The sequence below is a fragment of the Rhizobium sp. RHZ01 genome (assembly GCF_014851595.1).
Taxonomy (GTDB): Bacteria; Pseudomonadota; Alphaproteobacteria; order Rhizobiales; family Rhizobiaceae; genus Rhizobium; species Rhizobium altiplani.
Genome location: NZ_JACUZZ010000007.1, coordinates 14319 through 33904 on the forward strand (window position 1 = coordinate 14319; position 19586 = coordinate 33904).

Consider the following 19586-nt stretch of genomic DNA (forward strand, 5'->3'; position numbering starts at 1 on the left):
CACATCTGTCCGATTTAAACCCAGTCCTCGGAATAAGTTGCAAAATGGCACCTTTGTCTTAAGGCGCGCTTAATATTAAGCAGCCGGAATTAGGGCGTGCAGAACGGAAGGCGGTGGCGCTTTCACCCTTCCCTCGGACCCGCGAATCCAAGAGAATAGGCGCATGGCCATCAGACAGCTTTCAGAGACCCTCATCAATCAAATCGCCGCCGGTGAAGTCATCGAGCGGCCCGCGAGCGCCGCTAAGGAGTTGATCGAAAACGCCCTCGACGCAGGCGCGACGCGCATTGAGGTTGCGACGTCGGGCGGCGGCAAGAGCCTGCTGCGGGTTTCGGACAACGGGTCTGGCATGGATGTTGCGGATCTGGAGCTTGCCGTACGACGCCACTGCACCTCGAAGATCTCAGATACGCTGGACGATATCCGCACGCTGGGTTTTCGCGGCGAAGCGCTGCCATCGATTGGCTCGGTAGCCAGGCTCAGCATTTCGAGCCGCCGCCGGGACAGCGCAGGCGGCAACGAAATCGCCGTCGAGGGCGGGAGAATTACACATCTTCGCCCCTCACCCGGCAATCCGGGCACGATCGTCGAAGTTCGCGATCTCTTCTTCGCGACGCCGGCCCGCCTGAAATTCCTCAAGACGGAAAAGGCCGAGGCTGCGGCGATCACCGAGGTCGTCAAGCGCATGGCGATTGCCTTCCCCGGGGTGCGCTTCGTGCTCTCGGGGACTGATCGAACGACGCTGGAGTTGCCGGCGACGGGTGACGATCATCTGGCGCGGATGGCGCAGATCCTTGGCAAGGATTTTCGCGACAATGCGATCGAGATCGATGCGGAGCGGGAGGGCATATCGCTGACAGGCTTTACCGGCGTGCCGACCTTCAATCGCGGAAACTCGGCCCACCAATATGCCTTCGTCAACGGACGCCCGGTGCAGGACAAGCTGATCCTGTCGGCGATCCGCGGCGCCTATGCCGAGACCATCCCAGCCGGGCGTTATCCGGTCGCAGTACTGTCGATCAGGCTCGATCCGGCCCTTGTCGACGTCAACGTGCACCCGGCCAAATCGGATGTGCGCTTTCGCGACCCGCAACTGGTGCGCGGCCTGATCGTCGGCGCCGTGCGCGAGGCGCTGGCGCGTGACGGCAGCCGGGCAGCCACAACGGGTGCAGACGGCATGCTGCGCTCCTTCCGGCCCGGTTTCCAGCCTGGCGCCCAACGGCCCCAACAGCCTTGGTCGGCGGCGACCTCGCCATCGCGTCCATTCCACCAGGCTGCAAACGGCAGCTTCGGCGAACGGCCGCAGGCCTCCTTCGACGGCCTTGCGACGCCGACGGCCCGCAGCGACATCGCCCCTACCCCAAGAATGCCGGTTGCGCCGGAAGAGCCGCCACAGCGCTATCCGCTGGGTGCCGCCCGGGCGCAGATTCACGAAAATTATATCGTGGCGCAGACGGATGATGGCCTCGTAATCGTCGATCAGCACGCCGCGCATGAGCGCCTAGTATTCGAGGCGATGCGCAAGGCGCTGCATTCGAAACGGCTCGCCTCGCAGGTGCTCCTCATCCCCGAAATCGTCGATCTGCCGGAAGAGGATTGCGATCGGCTTATGCAGTTTGCCACCGAGCTTGGCGAGCTGGGGCTGGCCATCGAGCGCTTCGGCTCCGGCGCGATCGCCGTGCGTGAGACACCTGCCATGCTGGGAGAGGTGGACGCCACGGGACTTATCCGTCAGCTGGCGGACGAGATCGCCGAATGGGATACCGCCTCCGGTCTGTCGGCCAAGCTGGAATATGTTGCAGCGACCATGGCCTGCCACGGATCCGTGCGTTCGGGCCGACGGCTGCGACCCGAAGAAATGAACGCCCTTCTCCGTCAAATGGAAGTTACTCCCGGCTCAGGGCAGTGCAACCACGGACGACCGACCTATATCGAGCTCAAGCTCTCGGATATTGAACGGTTGTTCGGCCGTAGCTGAAAAAGCTGGAAAAGGCCGCTGCGGCGCGTTATGGCAGGGGTATGACAGCCTGCAAGGAATGGAGCGCATGAACTTGTTCGAAGGAAATGGAAACCGCGAAGCGCAGATACGCTATCTCGATGCGGATTTTCAGATCCTGTCGCCGGGCTCCTACGTCGTATGTGCAATTACCGGCAAGCAGATCCCGCTCGACGAGCTGCGCTATTGGAGCGTCGCGCGCCAGGAGCCCTACGCCGATGCCGTAGCCTCGCTGGAGGCTGACAAGCGCGCTGGCGTTTTGCCGAACCAGAAGCGCTGACGCTGAACACCGGCACCCCGAGATTTTCCGATTAGGCCTTCCGCCCTTCCTTCAAGCGCCGGTCGCGGCAGGCATTGATGGCCCGATCGATGATGAGACTTGGCGCCAGAGCATCCTCGAAGGCCATCTCCACCTCAATCACCCGGCATTTCGCCGCGAGTTCCTCGGCTTTGCCATGATGGCCGGCGAGCCGGACGAAATCCTTCGACGTCGTGACAATCTGAAGGCCGTCGCTCTCTGCCGTTGTCAGAATGTCGTCGATCTCGTCATCGGTCAGATGCTCGTGATCACCGAACGAGCGGCGAGCGGCGATATGCCCGCCGACGGATTCGACGGTGCGGAAGAATTTCGACGGATCGGCAATACCGGCAAAGGCCAGCACGTTGCGGCCGGAAAGATCGGCGCTGTCGCACACCTTCAGGGAAGCCGTGAAATAGGGTTTGGCGGCGCGCGCCGCGATCCGAACGATATTGTCGGCCGCTTCGCCCCCGCCAACCTTCAAAAGGGCTGTCGCGTAGCGCAACTGCTGACGGATGGGCGCGCGTACAGGACCACCGGGAACGATGTGGCCATTGCCGAGGCCACGCGTGGCGTCGATGACCAGCAACGCATAGTCGATCGCCAGGCGAGCGGTCTGAAAACCGTCATCCATGATGATCAGGTCCACGCCTTCCTTGACGAGGCGCTGGGCCCCTTCGACACGGCGGCGGGAAATCACGGTGAGCGCCTCTCGAGCGAGAAGCAGAGGTTCGTCCCCGACAGCCAGGGCGCGGTGATGAACCGGATCGACAACAGTCGTGACATCGAGGGAACCGCCATAGCCACGGCTCAGAAAACCAGGCTTCAGCCCCTTTGCCTTTGCCGCGCGGGCGATCGTCAGCGCCGTCGGCGTCTTGCCGGCGCCGCCGACGGTGAAATTGCCGACGCAGATAACGGGCACGGGAACCGAGGCACGCTTGGCGTTGGCCATCCGATAGCCGGCCGCACGCCCATACAGGAAGGAAATCGGATAGAGCGCCCAGGCACGCCAATCGGCTTTCGACCACCAGAAGGGTGGCGCTTCGGATACCATTTTCCCCGCCCTGCCTTTCGGACCCCGAGCGTCATGCTGACGGGCTGTGTCCTCGACCGGGCGGAAAGAGAAGGTAAATTTCAAGAAAAAGCAAGCCCTTGGTCAATCAAGCAAGCTGACGGTCGGGCAGCAGGCCTTCAAGCTCGGTGATGTCGTTCAGGCAGTAATCGGATGCGGCAGCGAGCGTTTCACGCGATCCGGTGCCAGTCAGTACGGCCACGGTCACGCCGACCTTGGCGTTGCGGCCCATGTGCAGATCGTGGTTGTTATCGCCGACAACGGCGACCTCGGAGGGATCAAGGCCCGTCGCCGTGCAGAAACCAAGCACCATGCCCGGTTCCGGCTTGGTGCCGAAGCCACTATCGTATCCGGCCACATAGTCGATGAAGGGCGCAAAGCCAAAGCGCTGGGCGGTTTGCCTGATCGAGCGCTCGTTGTCGCTCGAGGCGACACCGAGGCGAAAGCCGCGTGCATGCAGCCGACCGAAAAAGGCGGCCAGATCAGTGACCGCTACGGAAAACTCGGCGGCATGAGAAAAGAGCTCGTCCAGCTTGATCGTCAGCTCGATCACGTCGAGCATCGAGCCGGCCGCGACGAGCCCCTCCGAAATCTGGCGCGTGTTGCCGGCCGCCAGCAGACTGTCGGGAACGATGTGGCCGCTGACGGGATCCATGCCGCAAGCCAGAAGCAACCGGTCCGCGAGTTCGGGATCGCCTTCCGAAGCGATGCGCGCTAGCTCGCGGTTCACCGGCAGCCAGCTCTCGTCGTAGTCGAGAAGCGTGCCGTCCTTGTCGAAAAGTATTCCCTTGATTGCCTTCATAGCCGCCCTGCCCTCAGCGCTGCAAAGCCGCCTTCGGCAGCAGCCTCGCCTTCACGGTGAGCGGATTGATATAGGGCTCCAAGCCCTTCACCGTCGCCGTCAACGCGCCCCGCATTTCTTGCACGGCGCCGATCCCGGCTTCGATCATGGTGCGACGCGCTCCGTCGTTGGTGAGCAAATAGTGGACGCCCTTGGCAAGCATCTCCGTATCGCGGACCATGCGCGCGCTGCCGCGCCGCGCCAGCTTCTGATAGGCTTCGCGGAAGTTCTGCACGTTGCTGCCCGACAGCACCGCGCAACCGAGCATCGCCGGCTCCAGCGGATTTTGCCCACCTTCGGCAAACAGCGAGCGCCCGACAAAAGCAACCTCCGTCAGGCGCAGGTAGAGGCCCATTTCGCCGATCGTATCGCCTAGGAAGATATCGACATCAGGGGCCAACGCATCACCGCGCGTGCGGCGGGCGACCTTGAGACCCAGCTTGACGAGCTCGGCTTCGATGTCGTCGGCGCGTTCCGGATGCCGCGGCACGATGATCGTCAACTGCTCGTCCCGCTCCTTCAGCGCCCGATGGACGATGCCTGCGGCCTTTTCCTCACCGTCGAAGGTGGAGATCGCTGCCCAGGTCTTGCGGCCGCCGAGCTGCTTCTTGTAGTCGGCGAATACCGCAGCATCGTAAGGCGGGGCGTCGGTATCGACCTTGAGATTGCCCGACATCATGACGTGGCGCGCGCCGAGATCGCGGAAGCGCTCGGCATCGACATCCGATTGCGCAATAACAAGCGCCAGGTTCTCGAACAGGGCTTCCGCAAGTGCCGGACGCCGACTCCATCGCGCGAAGGAGCGGTCCGACATGCGCGCGTTGACGAGGATCTGCGGGATGCGGCGGCGGCCAAGTTCCATCAGGGTCGCCGGCCAGATTTCGGACTCAGCGATCAGTACGCAGTCCGGCTGCCAATATTCAAGGAAACGGCTGACGGCGGGCTTGAGGTCGAGCGGCACGTACTGATGGATCGCTTCGTTGCCGATGCGCTCAGCGGCCAGCTTGGCGGACGTGATGGTTCCGGTGGTCAGAATGACGTGGATGTCGCGGCGGCGAATTTCGCGGATCAGCGGAATGACGGCGTTGGTTTCACCGACGCTTGCGGCATGGAACCAGACCAGCGGTCCGGCCGGACGGTCGGCGCTGGCATAGCCCGAGCGCTCCAAACGGCGCGCACGGTCTTCCTTGCCCTTCGCGGCCCGATAGGCGAGGTACCCTCCGACGAACGGCGTCAGCAACGTTCCCGTTGCCTGATAGGCGCCCAGCGCAAACCGCGCCATGCGACCGCTCATCTGCCAAATCTCCGATCACAAATGATCGACATCAACCCATTCCCAATTATTGTTGCGGCCGCAATGGCCGATCAGTTTGTTCAGAATGCGTCAGGCAGTCAGTCGGCTCACGGCTGTTAGCGAGCCGCGCCCGGGGGAGGGTTACTGCGCAGACTTGCTTTCCGGGTCCAGCAAACGGTGCATGTGGACGATGAAGTAGCGCATATGCGCATTATCCACAGTCGATTGCGCCTTTGACTTCCAGGCCGTCAATGCCGTGGCATAGTCCGGATAAATGCCGACGATATCGAGATCCTTGAGGTCCCTGAACTGAACATCGTCCAAGCTTTCCAGTTCGCCGCCGAATACGAGATGCAAGAGCTGCTTTTTGCCGCCGGATTCCGTCATTTTCTTCTCTTTCTGCTCTATTCTCCTCCGCCGCTTCATCTGAGGGATTTTGACGGAAACGTCAACTGCCTCGTCGTTCACCGATCCCGGTTATAAGATCGGCGAGTCGCGGCCCAGCGGCGGCGCAGAGTTCGCCATGGCTGACCTGCATGCGGTTATAGAGCGGCACGTCACCGCGGAGATCAACCAGCCGGCCTCCGGCGCGCTCGAGTATGAGATCCGCGGCCGCGAGATCCCAATCATGTGAATTGTGCTTGATGAAAGTGCCGTCAATTTGACCGTCGGCAACCATGGCAATGCGATAGGCAAGGGACGGCACGTGCTTCACGCGCTCGATGCGATGCTTGAACGGTTCCGGGAATGCCTTGAGCACATCCTCCGCGATGGCAAAGCGCCCTGGTGCATCGAGCGGTTTTGTCGATACAGTAATCGGCCGCCCGTTCTTCAGGGCCACGCCACCTTCGACCGCCTCGAAGAGTTCTTCCAGAGCAGGAGCGTAGAGAACGCCGGCGACAGGTCGCCCGTGGCGCACGACCGCGACGCTCACGCACCACAGATCCATTCCCGCCAGGAATGCCCGCGTGCCGTCGATCGGGTCGATGATGAACAGCGTGTCCCGTGAGAGCCGATCGCCGCTGTCTTCAGTTTCTTCCGAAAGCCAGCCATAATCCGGCCGGGCTGCGCGGAGAATGGATTCAAGCGTCCGGTTGGCCGCGAAATCGGCGGCGCTGACGGGCGATCGCCCCTCGTTCTTCCACCAGACCTCAGGCGCTTGATTGAAATAGCCGAGTGCGACTTTGCCGGCCTGCCTGGCAGCATCTGCGATCAATTCCAGATCGCTCCGCCAGAGGGCTGTGTCCACGTCAGTCATTTCGGCAATCCAATCCATCAGCGCCCGGCGAGCGTCATTCCCTCGATCGCAAGCGTCGGAGCGGCGACACCAAACTTGCGGTCGATGTCGTTTGCCGGCGTAACCCGCATGAACATGTCCTTGAGGTTCGAAGCGATCGTCACTTCAGACACGGCAAAGGTCAGTTCGCCATTCTCGATCCAAAAGCCGGTCGCGCCGCGGCTGTATTCGCCGGTGATCATGTTGACGCCATGGCCGATCAGCTCGGTCACATAGAAGCCGTTACCGACACCGCGGATCAGGTCCTCGGGTGAAATGTCGCCCGGCTCGAGAGCGAGGTTCGTCGCGGATGGCGTCACCGAATTGCCGCCGCGCACCCCGCGGCCGTTGGTTTCCATTCCGATCTCGCGGGCCGTCGAGGTGGAGAGGAACCAGTGCTTGAGAACACCGTCCTCGATCATCAGAAGTCGTTCGCCGGATACGCCCTCGCCATCGAAGGGGCGCGACGACGGGCCACGTACGATCAGCGGATCGTCGGAGATCGAGAGCCCCGCCTTCAAGACCTGTTGCCCCATCTTGTCGCGCAGGAAACTGGTCTTGCGTGCAACGGAGGCGCCATTGATGGCCCCGGCAATATGTCCGACGAAGCCACGAGCAACACGGGGATCAAAAACGACGGTGATATCCTTGCCAGTATCCACCTGGCGCGGGTTGATGCGCTTGACCGTGCGCTCGCCGGCCCGGCGGCCGATCTCGGCGGCATTATCCAGCTCGCCGAAATAGATGCGGCTGTCGAAATCATAGTCGCGTTCCATCGCCGTGCCTTCGCCGGCGATGACGCTGACGGATCGGCCGAAACGCGAGGCCATGTAGCTGCCCTGGAAACCGTGGGAGGTGACAAGGACAAGGCCACCCATGCCGGCCGAGGCTCCGGCGCCGGACGAATTGGTCACGCCATTGACGGCAAGGGCCGCGGCTTCCGCCTCGAGGGCGGCTTCGCGGAGTTGGTCGGACGACACCTCGGTCGTATCGAGGAGTTCGAGATCCGGATAGGAATTCGCAAGCCTGTCCTCGTCTGCCAGGCAGGCGAACGGGTCTTCCGGCGACACCTTGGCCATCGCCACGGCCCGCTCGGCCAAAGCAGAAAGATCGAAGCCCGGATTTGCCGAGACACTGGCAACGCGCTTACCGATGAAGACGCGCAGCGAGAAATCATCGCTTTCTGACGATTCCGTGCTCTCGACCTTGCCGAGGCGTACGCTGACCGATTGCGATCGCGAGCGCACGACCACCGCATCCGCGGCATCGGCGCCAGCCTTCTTTGCCAGGTCGATCAATTGGCTTGCGCGGGAAAGAAGCGTCGAGGAGTCGATTTCTGAAGACATGATTTGGCCTTTCCTTCGCGTTCCATTTATTGTGCACTACGAAAAGCATCAAGGTCGCGTGAGCCGATTCTTTTGCCCGCCGCTTGTATGCCCCCCGCATTGAAAGAAACTCGCCTGATGTCAGAGCCCAACACTCTCTTCGCCGAGACGATCCTGCTCCTCGGCGGCGCCGTGGTTTCGGCGCCCATCTTCAAGCGCCTTGGTCTCGGAACGGTGCTCGGTTACCTGGCTGCCGGCGTCGTCATCGGCCCGATCTTCCATGGATTGACGGATGGCGAAGAGATCCTGGATGTTGCCGAACTCGGCGTCGTCTTCCTCCTGTTCATCATCGGGCTTGAGCTGAAGCCTTCGCGCCTCTGGCAAATGCGGCGTGACATCTTCGGGCTCGGAACCGCGCAGGTGGTGGCGACCGGTCTACTGCTGACGCTGTTGAGCGGCCTTTCCGGCGTTCTCGACTGGCGTGGCAGCATCGTTGCGGGTTTCGGGCTTGCTCTCTCCTCCACCGCCTTCGCGATGCAGATCCTCGAGGATGAAGGCGACGTGAATACGCGCTACGGGCAGCGCTCGTTCTCGATGCTGCTGTTTCAGGACCTTGCGATCGTGCCGCTGTTGGCCCTGATCAGTATTCTCAACGGTGGCAAGGGCAGCGGAACGCCCCTGCTGGACTTCGCGATCGCCATTGGTGCTGTCGGCGCGATGATCGTCATGGGACGCTACTTGCTGACACCGCTCTTTCAGATCATCGCCCGCACCGGGGCCCGCGAGGCGATGATCGCCGCCGCCCTCTTCGTGGTGATGGGATCGGCGAGCCTGATGCAGCTTGCCGGACTGTCGATGGCCATGGGCGCCTTCCTTTCTGGCGTGATGCTGGCCGAATCCTCCTATCGCCACGAGCTGGAAGCGGACATCGAGCCCTTCCGCGGCGTGTTGCTCGCTATCTTCTTCATCGCCGTCGGGCTTTCGATCCAGCTCGAGGTACTCAGAGACAACGCACTCTTCATCATCGTCGCCGTGCCTGTTGTCATGGCGGCGAAGGCCTTGGTGATCTACGTACTCTGCCGCGCAACCGGCTCGCCGCATGACGACGCTATCAGGATCGCTTTTCTGCTGCCGCAGGGCGGCGAATTCGGCTTCGTCCTGTTTTCGGCCGCTGCCGTTTCCGGCCTGATGCCGACGAGTACCGCCTCGCTGCTGATTGCGATCGTCACCCTGTCGATGGCCCTCACGCCGATCGGAACGATGCTCGCCAAGCGGCTGCTGTCGGGCAATCAGGAAGAACAACTGGACGAGGATTTCGAAGGTGCCGGCGCGGATGTGCTGATGGTCGGCTTTTCGCGTTTCGGACAGATCGCCGCCCAGATTCTGCTCGCCGGCGGGCGCGCCGTGACCGTCATCGACTTTTCAGCCGATCGCATCCGGCAGGCTTCCTCTTTCGGTTTCCGGATTTACTTCGGCGACGGCACCCGAAAGGACGTGCTCAGGGCCGCCGGCATCGACCGGGCGAAGATCGTTGTTGTTTGCACGCAGAAGCGCGAGATCACCGACAAGATCGTCGAACTGGTGCAGGCGGATTATCCACACGCAAAGCTCTTCGTGCGCTCCTACGACCGCATCCACTCGATAGCGCTGCGCAACCTCAACGTCGACTACGAACTGCGCGAAACGCTGGAGTCAGGCCTGCTCTTCGGCCGGCGAACGCTCGAAGCCTTGGGCGTCGGCGAAGCGGAGGCCTATGAAATCGGCGAGGATATCCGCAAACGCGACGAGGCGCGCCTCGTGCTCCAGGTCACCGAAGGACTGCAGGCCGGCCGCGACATGCTTTTCTCGCAGCCGGTCAAACCGGAGCCGCTCATGAAGCCAAAGCGCGCCGCTAGCTTCGACGAGGACCCGCTGGCGGGCACGGCAGAGGTGACGGCCGACGCTTAGAACCCTTTCACGTTAGATTGAAACGTTCTGCTTGCTCAAAGGATGCCCGCGTGAGCGACGATGTGATACACCCTCATCGATCCCTTGGCCTTCGCGTCTGATAGGAACTCGACCGGTAGTGGGCAATCTCCATCTTTCCCAGATCTCAAAAGTCACATGAACCGCCGCCTTTGGGCGTGAAGCCATCTGCGCAGGCGGGGTTCGCGGGTTCATTTAGCGAGCGGGCTCCCGGCCCACCGGTGGTACATGACGAACTGATTGCAGTGAGCAAGAGAAAAGCGAGTGCTGCGATTGGCTTGTACAAGCGGGTCATGGAACTCTCCAATTGAGCATCCTACAAAGCCTGACCGCCAAAGTTTTCCAATGCCAAGTTCCGGGCTCGGGGGTCTACTGCAACAGCTAAGCGGCGGCAAGCATCCCATGGCATGATGAACCTGTACTCGCCCGTTGGAAAGAGGACAGGCGACGGGCTCTCTGGCGCGATCATATTTATGGCCCTTGGGGCCAGAAGCGTACAACTAGATGCCTTATCTGCAGACCGATGAGGATTGCTGTAGCCGGGAACGCAACCTGCAACGCGTAGTAGACTAGTCGAAGGAAATCCGGGTCGGGAGCACTCCACAAGTTGCCCCCACTCGAGATACCGAGGTCTATGTATTGCTCGATCCATCGGAAAACGGCATCAGCCACCTCTTCGGGCCCGGCACCGACTTTGTCGAAGGCTCGTGTGAGGAACGGCACGATCCAGGCATTGAACAACAGCTGCCGGCGGCGCCGCAGACGCCCCCCTGCCAGAAACTACTAGTGTTTGTCCCGTTCACCATCAAAGCAAGCATGCTCTTGCAATCGGGCCGTGTTAAGTTATCCGTTCTAGTTAGATATCGCGGGGGCGTTTTGCCACCTTGTAAAGCCGCGTTGAGAGGCGTGGCAGGTTCGTTAGAGTTTGATGAGCGTACTCCCCCGGCTGGGTCGTCGAGTCATCACTTGTATTGAGCCACAACTTAGGCGATTTTCTCATGCCCTGCCTTACTCAGGCGGGCTAACCCGGAGGATGTTATGAGTCTCAAGGCTATACTCGGATCTTCGCTTCTCTCATGTGCACTTGCTCTGGTCGTATTCGTCTCACCGGTCGCGCTTCCCCAAGAAGCGAGCGCTCAGATCATCATCGGCTCCGGCAGCAGCCTGAACCACGGGCGACCGATAACCTGCCCTCAGGGTGCGAGGCTGCTTCGTACCCGGGGATTTCGCGACGTCATTCGGGATAATTGCCGCGGGAGGTACTTTACCTATCGCGCAATCCGCAATGGGAACCGCTACGAGATAGGGGTCCGTCAAAGGGATGGGCGCATCGTCGACGTGCGCCGCACTAGCCGACGGTGGTAACCTTTTCCTGCCGGGCACCCACGAATGCTGGCTACGACAAAGCGCGCCACGGCGAACCGGGCGGGCTGTGTTGATGTCCGAGCCATAGCCCGGACGAGTGAGGATGCATCCGGAGATCAATTCCGGGCAGCGCATCGAACCTACGCTCTTAGCTACCCGTTGCCATCGCCATTGATTTGCGGGAGTATCCGCTCCGGCCCCTGAGGCCCGCGCAGTCTTCGATGATAGGACAATGCCATGCCTCTACGCTGTCTTCTGGCCGTCGCGGCCATCGCGATCCTTGCCCTTTCCGGGTGTGCAACCACCGGCTCGGGCGCAGGGAATACCACCTACGCAACTCCCGCGGGGATTGGCCCGGTTCGTGGGGCCGGCATTAACGGCTACTAAGCCTTGGCGAAGCTTCTAGGAGGCGATCCGCGCCTCGATCTCCCGATCGAGTGCGTATTTCAGTTCGTCCTTGACGCCGACCGACATGGACAGGACTTGGCGCGCCTTGAGGAAATCCATCACGCCGATGCGCCCGACTGCGGGGCGAAGGAAGATGTGCGGCGCCTGCAGCCGCAGCTTCAGGGAAATCGCGGTCTGCATCATCAGCTGGCCGGAGCCGAAGATACTTTCCATCCGGTTTGGAATGTGGGCGCCATCTCCTTCCGGCGCGCCTACGACGTCGATGCCGATGACGATGTCGGCGCGATCCATCAGGCATTCGTAAGGCACGGGATTGCTGATGCCGCCATCGATCATCACCCGACCGTGCAGCCGCACCGGCATGAAGACGGCGGGGATCGCGGAGGAAGCCGCCAGCGCCGGGAGCAGCGCTCCCCCGCTCGTCAGCACCTCGCACTGGCCGTAGTAATCGGTCGCCGTCACTGTCATCGGGATTGAGAGGTCCTCGAAGCGATCCGGCAGATCGGCGGGCAGGAAGGCTTTCAGGATACGCTCGAGATTGAACTGGCCGATGCGCACGCCGTTGGCAACGGCATCGCGCACCGTCTGCGGTCGCAGGCCCCACAGGCGGCTGACAACGGCAGCCTTGTTGCCGACCGTCATCATCACATGTTCGCGGATGGCTTCGCCGGTCATCCCGGCCGCCATCCCCGCGCCCATGATCGAGCCGATCGAGGATCCGGCAATCGCCACGGGGCGAATGCCGAGCTCATCCAGCGTTTCGATGATGTGGATGTGGGAGAGGCCGCGCGCGCCGCCTCCGCCGAAGGCAACAGCAACAGTGGGCATAGCTCGTGATGTGCCGCGTGGGGCAGGCAACTCGGTTTCCATCGTCCCTGCCTGCTGCACCGCTGCCCCCGATTTCCTCAGCCCTTATTCGGGCTGATAGCGGAAGAAATGAACCTTGGTATCGCCGAACGTTCGGTTTTCCAAAAACAGATAGGAAGGATCGACAGAAACGGCAACGTCTGCGCGTTCCTCAAGAACCGCAATCGCGCCCGGTTGCAGCCAACCGCCCTTGGCGGCGGCGGCCATCGCCTTTTCGCCGAGACCCTTGCCATAGGGCGGGTCGGCAAACAGCATCTGGAACGGCTCGAGATTGCCGACGCTGCCGAGATCGGTCGCGTCGCGCCTCAGGATGCGCGTCCTGCCATGCAGGCCGAGCGCATCGATGTTTTCCCAAAGCAGGCCCCTGCCCTCGACACTGTTTTCGACGAATAGCGCATGGCGGCAGCCGCGGGAGACGGCTTCGAGGCCGACGGCGCCGGTGCCGGCAAAGAGATCCAGTATCCGGGTGCCGTCGACGCATTCCGGATAGGCATGGCTCAGAATATTGAACAGGCTCTCACGCGTCCGGTCGGCTGTCGGCCGGATGTCGTTTGACTTCGGTACGGCAAGCGGCCGTCCGCGAAATTCACCGCCGACGATCCGCACCGCGCGTCATTCCCTTTCCTTTCGGTCCACCCCGCGACGGCCCGCCCGAAGGCTTGCCACCGCCGCCCGGCCTGTCGCCCTTCGGCTTGCCGGAGAAATTCTTGCCGCCGCCGGGTTTGCCGCCGAAGCTCTTGCCGCGCGGCTTGTCACCAAAGGACTTGCCGGCCGGACGCTCCGAACGGGCCTCGCCCGAGAAGCTCTTGGCGCGAGGACGCTCGTCGCCCTCGGCGCGGGGGCGCCGATCGCCGCGTGGCTTGTCGCCAAACGGGCGGTCGCCACGGGGACGATCCCCAAATGAACGCGGACGCTCGTCACCCTCTTCGCGCGGCTTGCGATCCCCGCGAGGGCGGTCACCGAAGGGACGGTCGCCACGCGAAGGGCGATCGCCGTGCGGTCTGTCGCTGCGGGCGGGACGGTCGCCAAACGAACGTTCGCCGCGCGCCGGGCGGTCACCAAAGGACCGCTCACCGCGAGCCGGACGATCCCCGAAAGAGCGCTTCCGGCCGAAGCCCTCGTCGCCTTCATCCTTCGGCTTGCGAACGATCTCGCTGGAACGGATCCACTCGCCCTCGTCATCGCGGGCGCGGTTGATCTGAACGCGCGGCCGGTCGTCGCCGTGACTCGAGCGCTCGGGCTTTGCGGAACCCGGAGCCTCGCCGCGTTTGCGGGCGGTCTTCGCATTCTTCTCGGCCTTGGCAGCCGCCTTTTCGCCGAGCGGTCGGGCGCCCGGCGCCATCCAGACATTGGCGTTGCGGCGGCTGCCGAGCGCGGGGCGCTTCGGGCGATCATCGTCCATGCGGCCACCATCGCGACGGTCATCACGGCGGTCGTCCCGCTTGGTGTCGAGGCGGCTCAGCGCACGCTCGCGCTTGTCCTCAGGCTTGCGGGGGCGTTCGCGGCGCTCCGGCTTCGCTTCCGGCTCTTCCTCGGCAACAACAGCAGGCGTGTTGTAGATCGGCGCGTCGAAATTGGCCTTCGCGTCCTCGATCAGGCGCGGGCCAAGCTGGTCGCGCAAGGTGCGGCCACGCACTTCGACGACGTCGCGCTCCGGCAGGTCACCGAGCTGGAAGGGGCCGTAAGAAATGCGGATCAGACGGTTGACGTCGAGACCGAGCGCGCCGAGCACGTTCTTGATTTCGCGGTTTTTGCCTTCGCGCAGGCCCATGGTGAGCCAGACGTTCGAGCCCTGCGTGCGATCGAGGGTCGCTTCGATTGCGCCGTAGAGGACACCATCGACGGCAATGCCGTCCTTGAGCTTGTCCAGCGCGTCCTGGTCGATCTCGCCGTGGGCGCGCACGCGGTAGCGGCGTAGCCAGCCCGTCGTCGGCAGTTCCAGCGCGCGGGCGAGGCCACCATCGTTGGTCAGAAGCAGCAGACCCTCGGTGTTGATGTCGAGGCGGCCAATCGACATGACGCGCGGCAGGTCTTCCGGCAGGTTATCGAAAACCGTCGGCCGTCCCTCCGGGTCCATGTTGGTGGTCACGAGGCCAGCGGGCTTGTGATAAAGCCAGAGTCGTGTGCGCTCGATCCCGCGGATCGGAACGCCGTCCACCTCGATCTTGTCGGCCAAGGTGACGTTGACGACGGGCGTGTCGAGGAGCTTGCCGTTCAGCTTGACGCGGCCGTCCATGATCATGCGCTCGATATCGCGGCGCGATGCGACGCCGGCGCGCGCCATCACTTTCGAGATGCGCTCGGCCTTGGCATCGCCCTCGGCGACGTCGTCCGCCTCGGTCTCGACGAGCGCCTTTGCCGGCTTGGCACCGGATTTTGGGCCGGCATTGCGCGGGGATGGCTTGCCGCCTGGCCGTTTTGGCTTGTCTTTGAATGTCATTTGTTGTTTGCCTGCCTTTTCGGGCCTTCCTATCAGGTCGCGCCCCTGCGGTTAAGTGGAAATTGTCGGATCGTGAAGACAAATCAATTTATGGAGCTGGCGCTGGACCAGGCCCGCGCCGCCCGAGAGCGTGGCGAGGTGCCGATCGGAGCGGTTCTGGTGATTGACGGGGCCGTGGTCGCCGCGTCAGGCAACCGTACGCGCGAGCTTAACGACGTGACCGCCCATGCCGAAGTCGCCGTCATTCGAATGGCTTGCGAAGAGCTTGGTCAGGAACGGCTGACCGGCGCCGACCTCTACGTCACGCTGGAACCCTGTACGATGTGCGCGGCGGCCATATCCTTCGCGCGCATTCGCAGGCTCTATTATGGCGCGGAAGACCCTAAGGGTGGCGCCGTCGACAACGGCGTGCGCTTCTACCAGCAACCTACCTGCCATCACGCCCCGGACGTTTATTCCGGCTTGCAAGAAACGACATCCACCGAAATCCTTCGGACATTCTTCGCGCAGAAGCGGGATATGCCGTAACAGGAGCACGAAGATCGGGCCGCCCGCAGGATCTTCCTAGCCTGCCAGTTTCTGGACGCCTTGCTGATTGACAGGTGGGCAAAAGCAAAGCGGGGCTGACTGCCCCGCTTGAAACCTTACTGGAGGAAATTCCACCACTGCTTGCCGGTACCGGCGATCGCAGCTTCCTTTTTCTTCTTCTTCGCCTTCTTCAGCTCCGGTTCGCCGAGATCGTCCAGCTTTGCCGGATCGTCGACCGCGCGATATTCGGTTGGCGGATCCGAGATGTAGCGGCGATCTGTATAGGTACCCTTCTGGGCGGCGCGAGCCTCGCGATAAGCCTTGGTCTGGGCCTCAGTCGTTTGCCGACCACCTTCAACCTTGTCGCTTGCGAGCGGCGAGCGATAGTTCGGGTTGTCGCTGTTTTCGTCAGCTTCCTTGACCAGACGGGCGCGCGTTTCTTCCGGGGATTCGATCCACTGCGGATTATCCTTGCTGGCGATGGTCTGCTGCGGCTCGGCGAGGGTTTGCTTGGCTGCTGCGGACGGCAGAACGAGGCCCGGACGAGCGCTGTACTTGACGCCCTTGTTCTTCGGACCGTCGCCGGTGAGAGAAACGGACTGACCAATGTCGTCGGTCAGCTGTTCCATGGCGGTCTTGTCTGTTCCGTAGCGCGGGCTCCCCACGCAGCCGGAAATCAGCGAGCCGCCTGCCACGGCGACGGTCAGGCAGACGCCCAAACGGAACCAACGCGTTGATAACATGAAAACCCTTCCAGCCATGCCGGTGCAATCTTCGCCCTACCGGACAATCGTCCCCCTGACGCAAAAATCCGGCCATTTTCAGGCAGCTTTTACCGGATGAACCACCGTTAGGCAATTCACCCGGCAATATTCTTCAGTTTTGCACCGATAGTTCGCGCAATGCAGCCGCATCACGGGCCGAGACGTCCGGATAGGCGGGATCGGAGCCGACATCCGTGGTGATCCGCCAGGAGCGAGCGCACTTGGTGCCTTCGGCCAGTTTCGGCTCGACGCTGACACCTGAAACCTCGAGTAGACGGAAGGCATCTGCCGGTCCTTCGGCGCTGTCTACGACGATGCCCGAAGTGATGCAGATTTCCTCGAAGTCCTGACCCTCAAGTGCCTTCAGGAGCTCCGCATCGGCGACGTGGACAACCGGGGCAGCCTCCAGCGAAGAGCCGATGCGCTTGTCCTTGCGCTCGATTTCCAACGCGCCGGTAACGACCGTACGAACGGCGCGGATCTTCTTCCACTTCTCGGCGAGTGCCTCGTTCTTCCATTCGGCCGGAATGGTCGGGAACAGCTCGAGGTGAACCGATACAGCCGAAGAATTGCGCGACAGCCAGGCCTCTTCCGTCGTAAACGGCAGCATCGGCGCCAGCCAGGTCACCATGCATTCGAAGATGGTGCGAATGACATGCAGGGCCGAACGACGGCGCAGGCTCGACGGCGCATCACAGTAGAGCGCATCCTTGCGGACGTCGAAGTAGAAGGCCGACAGCTCGACGTTGGCGAAGTCGATGAGCCCGCGGGCAATCTTCTTGAACTCGAAGGCGTCGTAGCTTTCGCGGACGAGCTGATCGAGTTCCGCCAGACGATGCAGCATCAGCTGCTCGAGTTCCGGCAGATCGGCAAGCGCAATAACCTCGCCCTTGTCGTGTGCCAGCGTGCCGAGCATCCAGCGGATCGTGTTGCGCAGCTTGCGATAGGCGTCGATATTCGTCTGAATGATCGCCTTGCCGAGGCGCTGGTCTTCCCAATAGTCCGTCGTCATGACCCAAAGACGGAGGATGTCTGCGCCGGCATCCTTCATCACCTCCTGCGGGGTGACGGTGTTGCCCTTGGACTTCGACATCTTTTCGCCCTTCTCATCCATGGTGAAGCCATGGGTGACGACGGCATTGTAAGGCGCACGGCCGCGCGTCGCGCAGCTTTCCAGCAGTGACGAGTGGAACCAGCCACGGTGCTGGTCCGATCCCTCGAGATAGACATCGGCCGGCCATTTCAGGTCGGGACGATCTTCCAGCGTGAAGGTGTGGGTCGAGCCCGAGTCAAACCAGACGTCGAGGATGTCCATCACCTGCGTCCAGGGCTGATTCGCCTTCTCGCCCAGGAAGCGCTCGCGAGCACCATTGGCGAACCAGGCATCGGCGCCCTCGTTCTCGAAGGCTTTCAGGATGCGGGCGTTGACGGCATCATCCTGCAGGATGCCGCCGTCATCATCGACGAACAGGCAGATCGGCACGCCCCAGGCGCGCTGACGCGACAGGACCCAATCGGGGCGCTGTTCGATCATGGCGCGCAGGCGGTTCTGGCCGGCTCCCGGCACAAAGCGGGTTGCGTCGATCGCGTTCAATGCGCGCGAACGCAGCGTCGAGCCGTCGCCGAGTTCCTTGTCCATGTAGACAAACCACTGCGGCGTGTTGCGGAAGATGACCGGCTTCTTCGAACGCCAGGAATGCGGATAGGAGTGCTTGAGGCGGCCGCGCGCAAACAGCGCATGGCGACCGATCAGCCCCTTGATGACACGCTCGTTGGCATCGCCCTTCTTGCCCTTGTCGTCGATGACGCGAGCAGCACCGCCCTCGGCGTCCGGACCGAAGCCGGGCGCGTCGGCCGTGAAGAAGCCGGCATCGTCGACCGGGAACGGGATCGCGGACGAAATGCCGCGCGCTTCGAGTGCCCGGGCGTTGTCCATCCAGGCGTCAAAGTCTTCGCGACCATGGCTCGGCGCGGTGTGGACGAAGCCGGTGCCCGTCTCGTCGGTGACATGGTCGCCGTCGAGGAGCGGCACTTCAAAGTGATAGCCACCGCCAAGGCCATGCAGAGGGTGTGCGCAGGTGATCGCGGCAAATTCCGCCGCCGCGACATCGCGGACGAACTTGAGGGTCACCTTCGCCTTCGCGGCCGACTCTTCTGCGAGACGCTTGGCGAAGATCAGCCGTTCACCGGGCTGCGGTCCGAAGTCGTTCTCGGCCGTTTCGACCTCGTAGAGGCCGTAGCTATAGCGCGAGGAATAGGCGATCGCGCGGTTGCCCGGGATCGTCCACGGCGTCGTCGTCCAGATCACCACGAAGGCGTCCTTGAGTTCGTTGGGGCCGTCAGCCACCGGGAACTTCACCCAGATCATGTCGCTTTCGACATCGGCGTATTCGACTTCGGCTTCCGCGAGCGCCGTGCGCTCGACGACCGACCACATGATCGGCTTGGAGCCGCGATAGAGCTGGCCGGACTTCGCGATCTTCAGGAGTTCGCCGGCGATGCGCGATTCAGCGTGGAAGTTCATCGTGGTGTAGGGGTTGTCGAAGTCTCCCTCGATGCCGAGGCGCTTGAATTCCTCCGACTGCACCTTGATCCAACTGGCGGCAAAGTCACGGCATTCCTGGCGGAATTCGTTGACCGGAACCTCGTCCTTGTTCTTGCCCTTCTCGCGGTACTTTTCCTCGATCTTCCATTCGATCGGGAGGCCATGGCAGTCCCAGCCGGGAACGTAGTTGGCGTCGAAACCGCGCATCTGGAACGAGCGGTTGATGACGTCCTTGAGGATCTTGTTCAGCGCGTGGCCGATGTGGATGTTGCCGTTGGCATAGGGAGGGCCATCGTGGAGCACGAACTTTTCGCGGCCGGCGGCGAAAGCGCGCAACTTCTTGTAGAGGCCCATCTGCTGCCAGCGGGCAACGGTTTCCGGCTCCTTCTGCGGCAGACCGGCGCGCATCGGGAAGTCTGTTTCCGGCAGATAGAGGGTCTTCGAATAGTCAACTTTTTCGGCTGTATCGGTCATGTCTAGCAATCGTCTCTAGGCGCCACGGGAGCGGGCGCAACGGGCTTGAAAATTGGTGACGGAGGCGCTCGTCGTCCAAGCGCCGAAAACCCGGACCTTCCGGCCGCTTAGCGCGCGCGGAAGGCCGG

General features: G+C 62.4%; 16 protein-coding genes. 5 read left to right on the forward strand and 11 right to left on the reverse strand.

Features of this window, described 5'->3' with window-relative positions; genetic code table 11:
* Positions 1–163 precede the first annotated feature (163 nt).
* Together mutL and IB248_RS09765 are read left to right on the forward strand one after the other, a co-directional pair.
* Positions 164–1978 carry a DNA mismatch repair endonuclease MutL gene (mutL, locus tag IB248_RS09760; RefSeq protein ID WP_018856935.1) on the forward strand — a complete coding sequence of 605 codons (1815 nt, stop codon included), beginning with the start codon at positions 164–166 and terminating at the stop codon, positions 1976–1978.
* A gap of 67 nt (positions 1979–2045) precedes the next feature.
* Positions 2046–2276, forward strand: coding sequence for a DUF2093 domain-containing protein (locus IB248_RS09765; protein WP_007530431.1), 231 nt, complete (start codon positions 2046–2048; stop codon positions 2274–2276).
* A gap of 31 nt (positions 2277–2307) precedes the next feature.
* Here IB248_RS09765 and lpxK read toward each other — a convergent pair whose 3' ends face one another.
* From lpxK to IB248_RS09795, 6 genes are all read right to left on the reverse strand, one after another.
* Positions 2308–3348, reverse strand: coding sequence for a tetraacyldisaccharide 4'-kinase (gene lpxK / locus IB248_RS09770; RefSeq protein ID WP_018856934.1), 1041 nt, complete (start codon positions 3346–3348; stop codon positions 2308–2310).
* 106 nt (positions 3349–3454) lie between these two features.
* The gene (locus IB248_RS09775) at positions 3455–4168 is read right to left on the reverse strand and encodes an HAD family hydrolase (RefSeq protein ID WP_018856933.1); all 714 of its coding nucleotides are present in this window, start codon (positions 4166–4168) and stop codon (positions 3455–3457) included.
* A gap of 13 nt (positions 4169–4181) precedes the next feature.
* Complete coding sequence (gene waaA / locus IB248_RS09780) at positions 4182–5501, reverse strand: lipid IV(A) 3-deoxy-D-manno-octulosonic acid transferase (RefSeq protein WP_018856932.1); 1320 nt, start codon at positions 5499–5501, stop codon at positions 4182–4184.
* Positions 5502–5642: 141 nt separating this feature from the next.
* Positions 5643–5888, reverse strand: a complete 246-nt coding sequence (locus IB248_RS09785; RefSeq protein WP_018856931.1) for a DUF4170 domain-containing protein — start codon at positions 5886–5888, stop codon at positions 5643–5645.
* 61 nt (positions 5889–5949) lie between these two features.
* Entirely contained in the window at positions 5950–6759 is an 810-nt protein-coding gene (locus IB248_RS09790) for a 3'(2'),5'-bisphosphate nucleotidase CysQ (protein WP_113470063.1), read from the reverse strand.
* Between the two features lie 17 nt (positions 6760–6776).
* The gene (locus IB248_RS09795; RefSeq protein WP_018856929.1) at positions 6777–8123 is read right to left on the reverse strand and encodes a TldD/PmbA family protein; all 1347 of its coding nucleotides are present in this window, start codon (positions 8121–8123) and stop codon (positions 6777–6779) included.
* A gap of 117 nt (positions 8124–8240) precedes the next feature.
* On the opposite strand from IB248_RS09795, the gene IB248_RS09800 reads away from it, so the two are divergent.
* Together IB248_RS09800 and IB248_RS09805 are read left to right on the forward strand one after the other, a co-directional pair.
* Positions 8241–10049 carry a monovalent cation:proton antiporter-2 (CPA2) family protein gene (locus IB248_RS09800; RefSeq protein WP_026371755.1) on the forward strand — a complete coding sequence of 603 codons (1809 nt, stop codon included), beginning with the start codon at positions 8241–8243 and terminating at the stop codon, positions 10047–10049.
* Positions 10050–11669: 1620 nt separating this feature from the next.
* Positions 11670–11819, forward strand: a complete 150-nt coding sequence (locus tag IB248_RS09805) for a hypothetical protein (protein WP_167354932.1) — start codon at positions 11670–11672, stop codon at positions 11817–11819.
* A 15-nt stretch (positions 11820–11834) separates the two neighbouring features.
* On the opposite strand, the gene IB248_RS09810 is transcribed toward IB248_RS09805, so the two are convergent.
* Genes IB248_RS09810 through IB248_RS09820 form a run of 3 tightly spaced genes read right to left on the reverse strand, consistent with a single transcriptional unit; the run spans position 11835 to position 15147 of the window.
* Positions 11835–12710, reverse strand: coding sequence for a patatin-like phospholipase family protein (locus tag IB248_RS09810; protein ID WP_112644297.1), 876 nt, complete (start codon positions 12708–12710; stop codon positions 11835–11837).
* Between the two features lie 42 nt (positions 12711–12752).
* On the reverse strand, positions 12753–13313 hold the full coding sequence (gene rsmD, locus IB248_RS09815) for a 16S rRNA (guanine(966)-N(2))-methyltransferase RsmD (RefSeq protein WP_018116136.1): 561 nt from the start codon (positions 13311–13313) through the stop codon (positions 12753–12755).
* Positions 13294–15147 carry a pseudouridine synthase gene (locus IB248_RS09820; protein ID WP_018856924.1) on the reverse strand — a complete coding sequence of 618 codons (1854 nt, stop codon included), beginning with the start codon at positions 15145–15147 and terminating at the stop codon, positions 13294–13296. Before IB248_RS09820 ends, rsmD begins: the two co-directional genes overlap by 20 nt.
* Before the next feature lie 90 nt (positions 15148–15237).
* Here IB248_RS09820 and IB248_RS09825 point away from each other — a divergent pair, with 90 nt between their 5' ends.
* Positions 15238–15675, forward strand: a complete 438-nt coding sequence (locus IB248_RS09825; protein WP_018856923.1) for a nucleoside deaminase — start codon at positions 15238–15240, stop codon at positions 15673–15675.
* A 116-nt stretch (positions 15676–15791) separates the two neighbouring features.
* Here the strand turns inward: IB248_RS09825 and IB248_RS09830 are convergent, their stop codons facing one another.
* Both IB248_RS09830 and ileS read right to left on the reverse strand, forming a co-directional pair.
* Positions 15792–16418: a hypothetical protein gene (locus IB248_RS09830; protein WP_018856922.1), complete on the reverse strand. Its 627-nt coding sequence runs from the start codon at positions 16416–16418 to the stop codon at positions 15792–15794.
* Between the two features lie 133 nt (positions 16419–16551).
* Positions 16552–19458, reverse strand: coding sequence for an isoleucine--tRNA ligase (ileS, locus tag IB248_RS09835; RefSeq protein ID WP_192240749.1), 2907 nt, complete (start codon positions 19456–19458; stop codon positions 16552–16554).
* Positions 19459–19586: the final 128 nt, after the last annotated feature.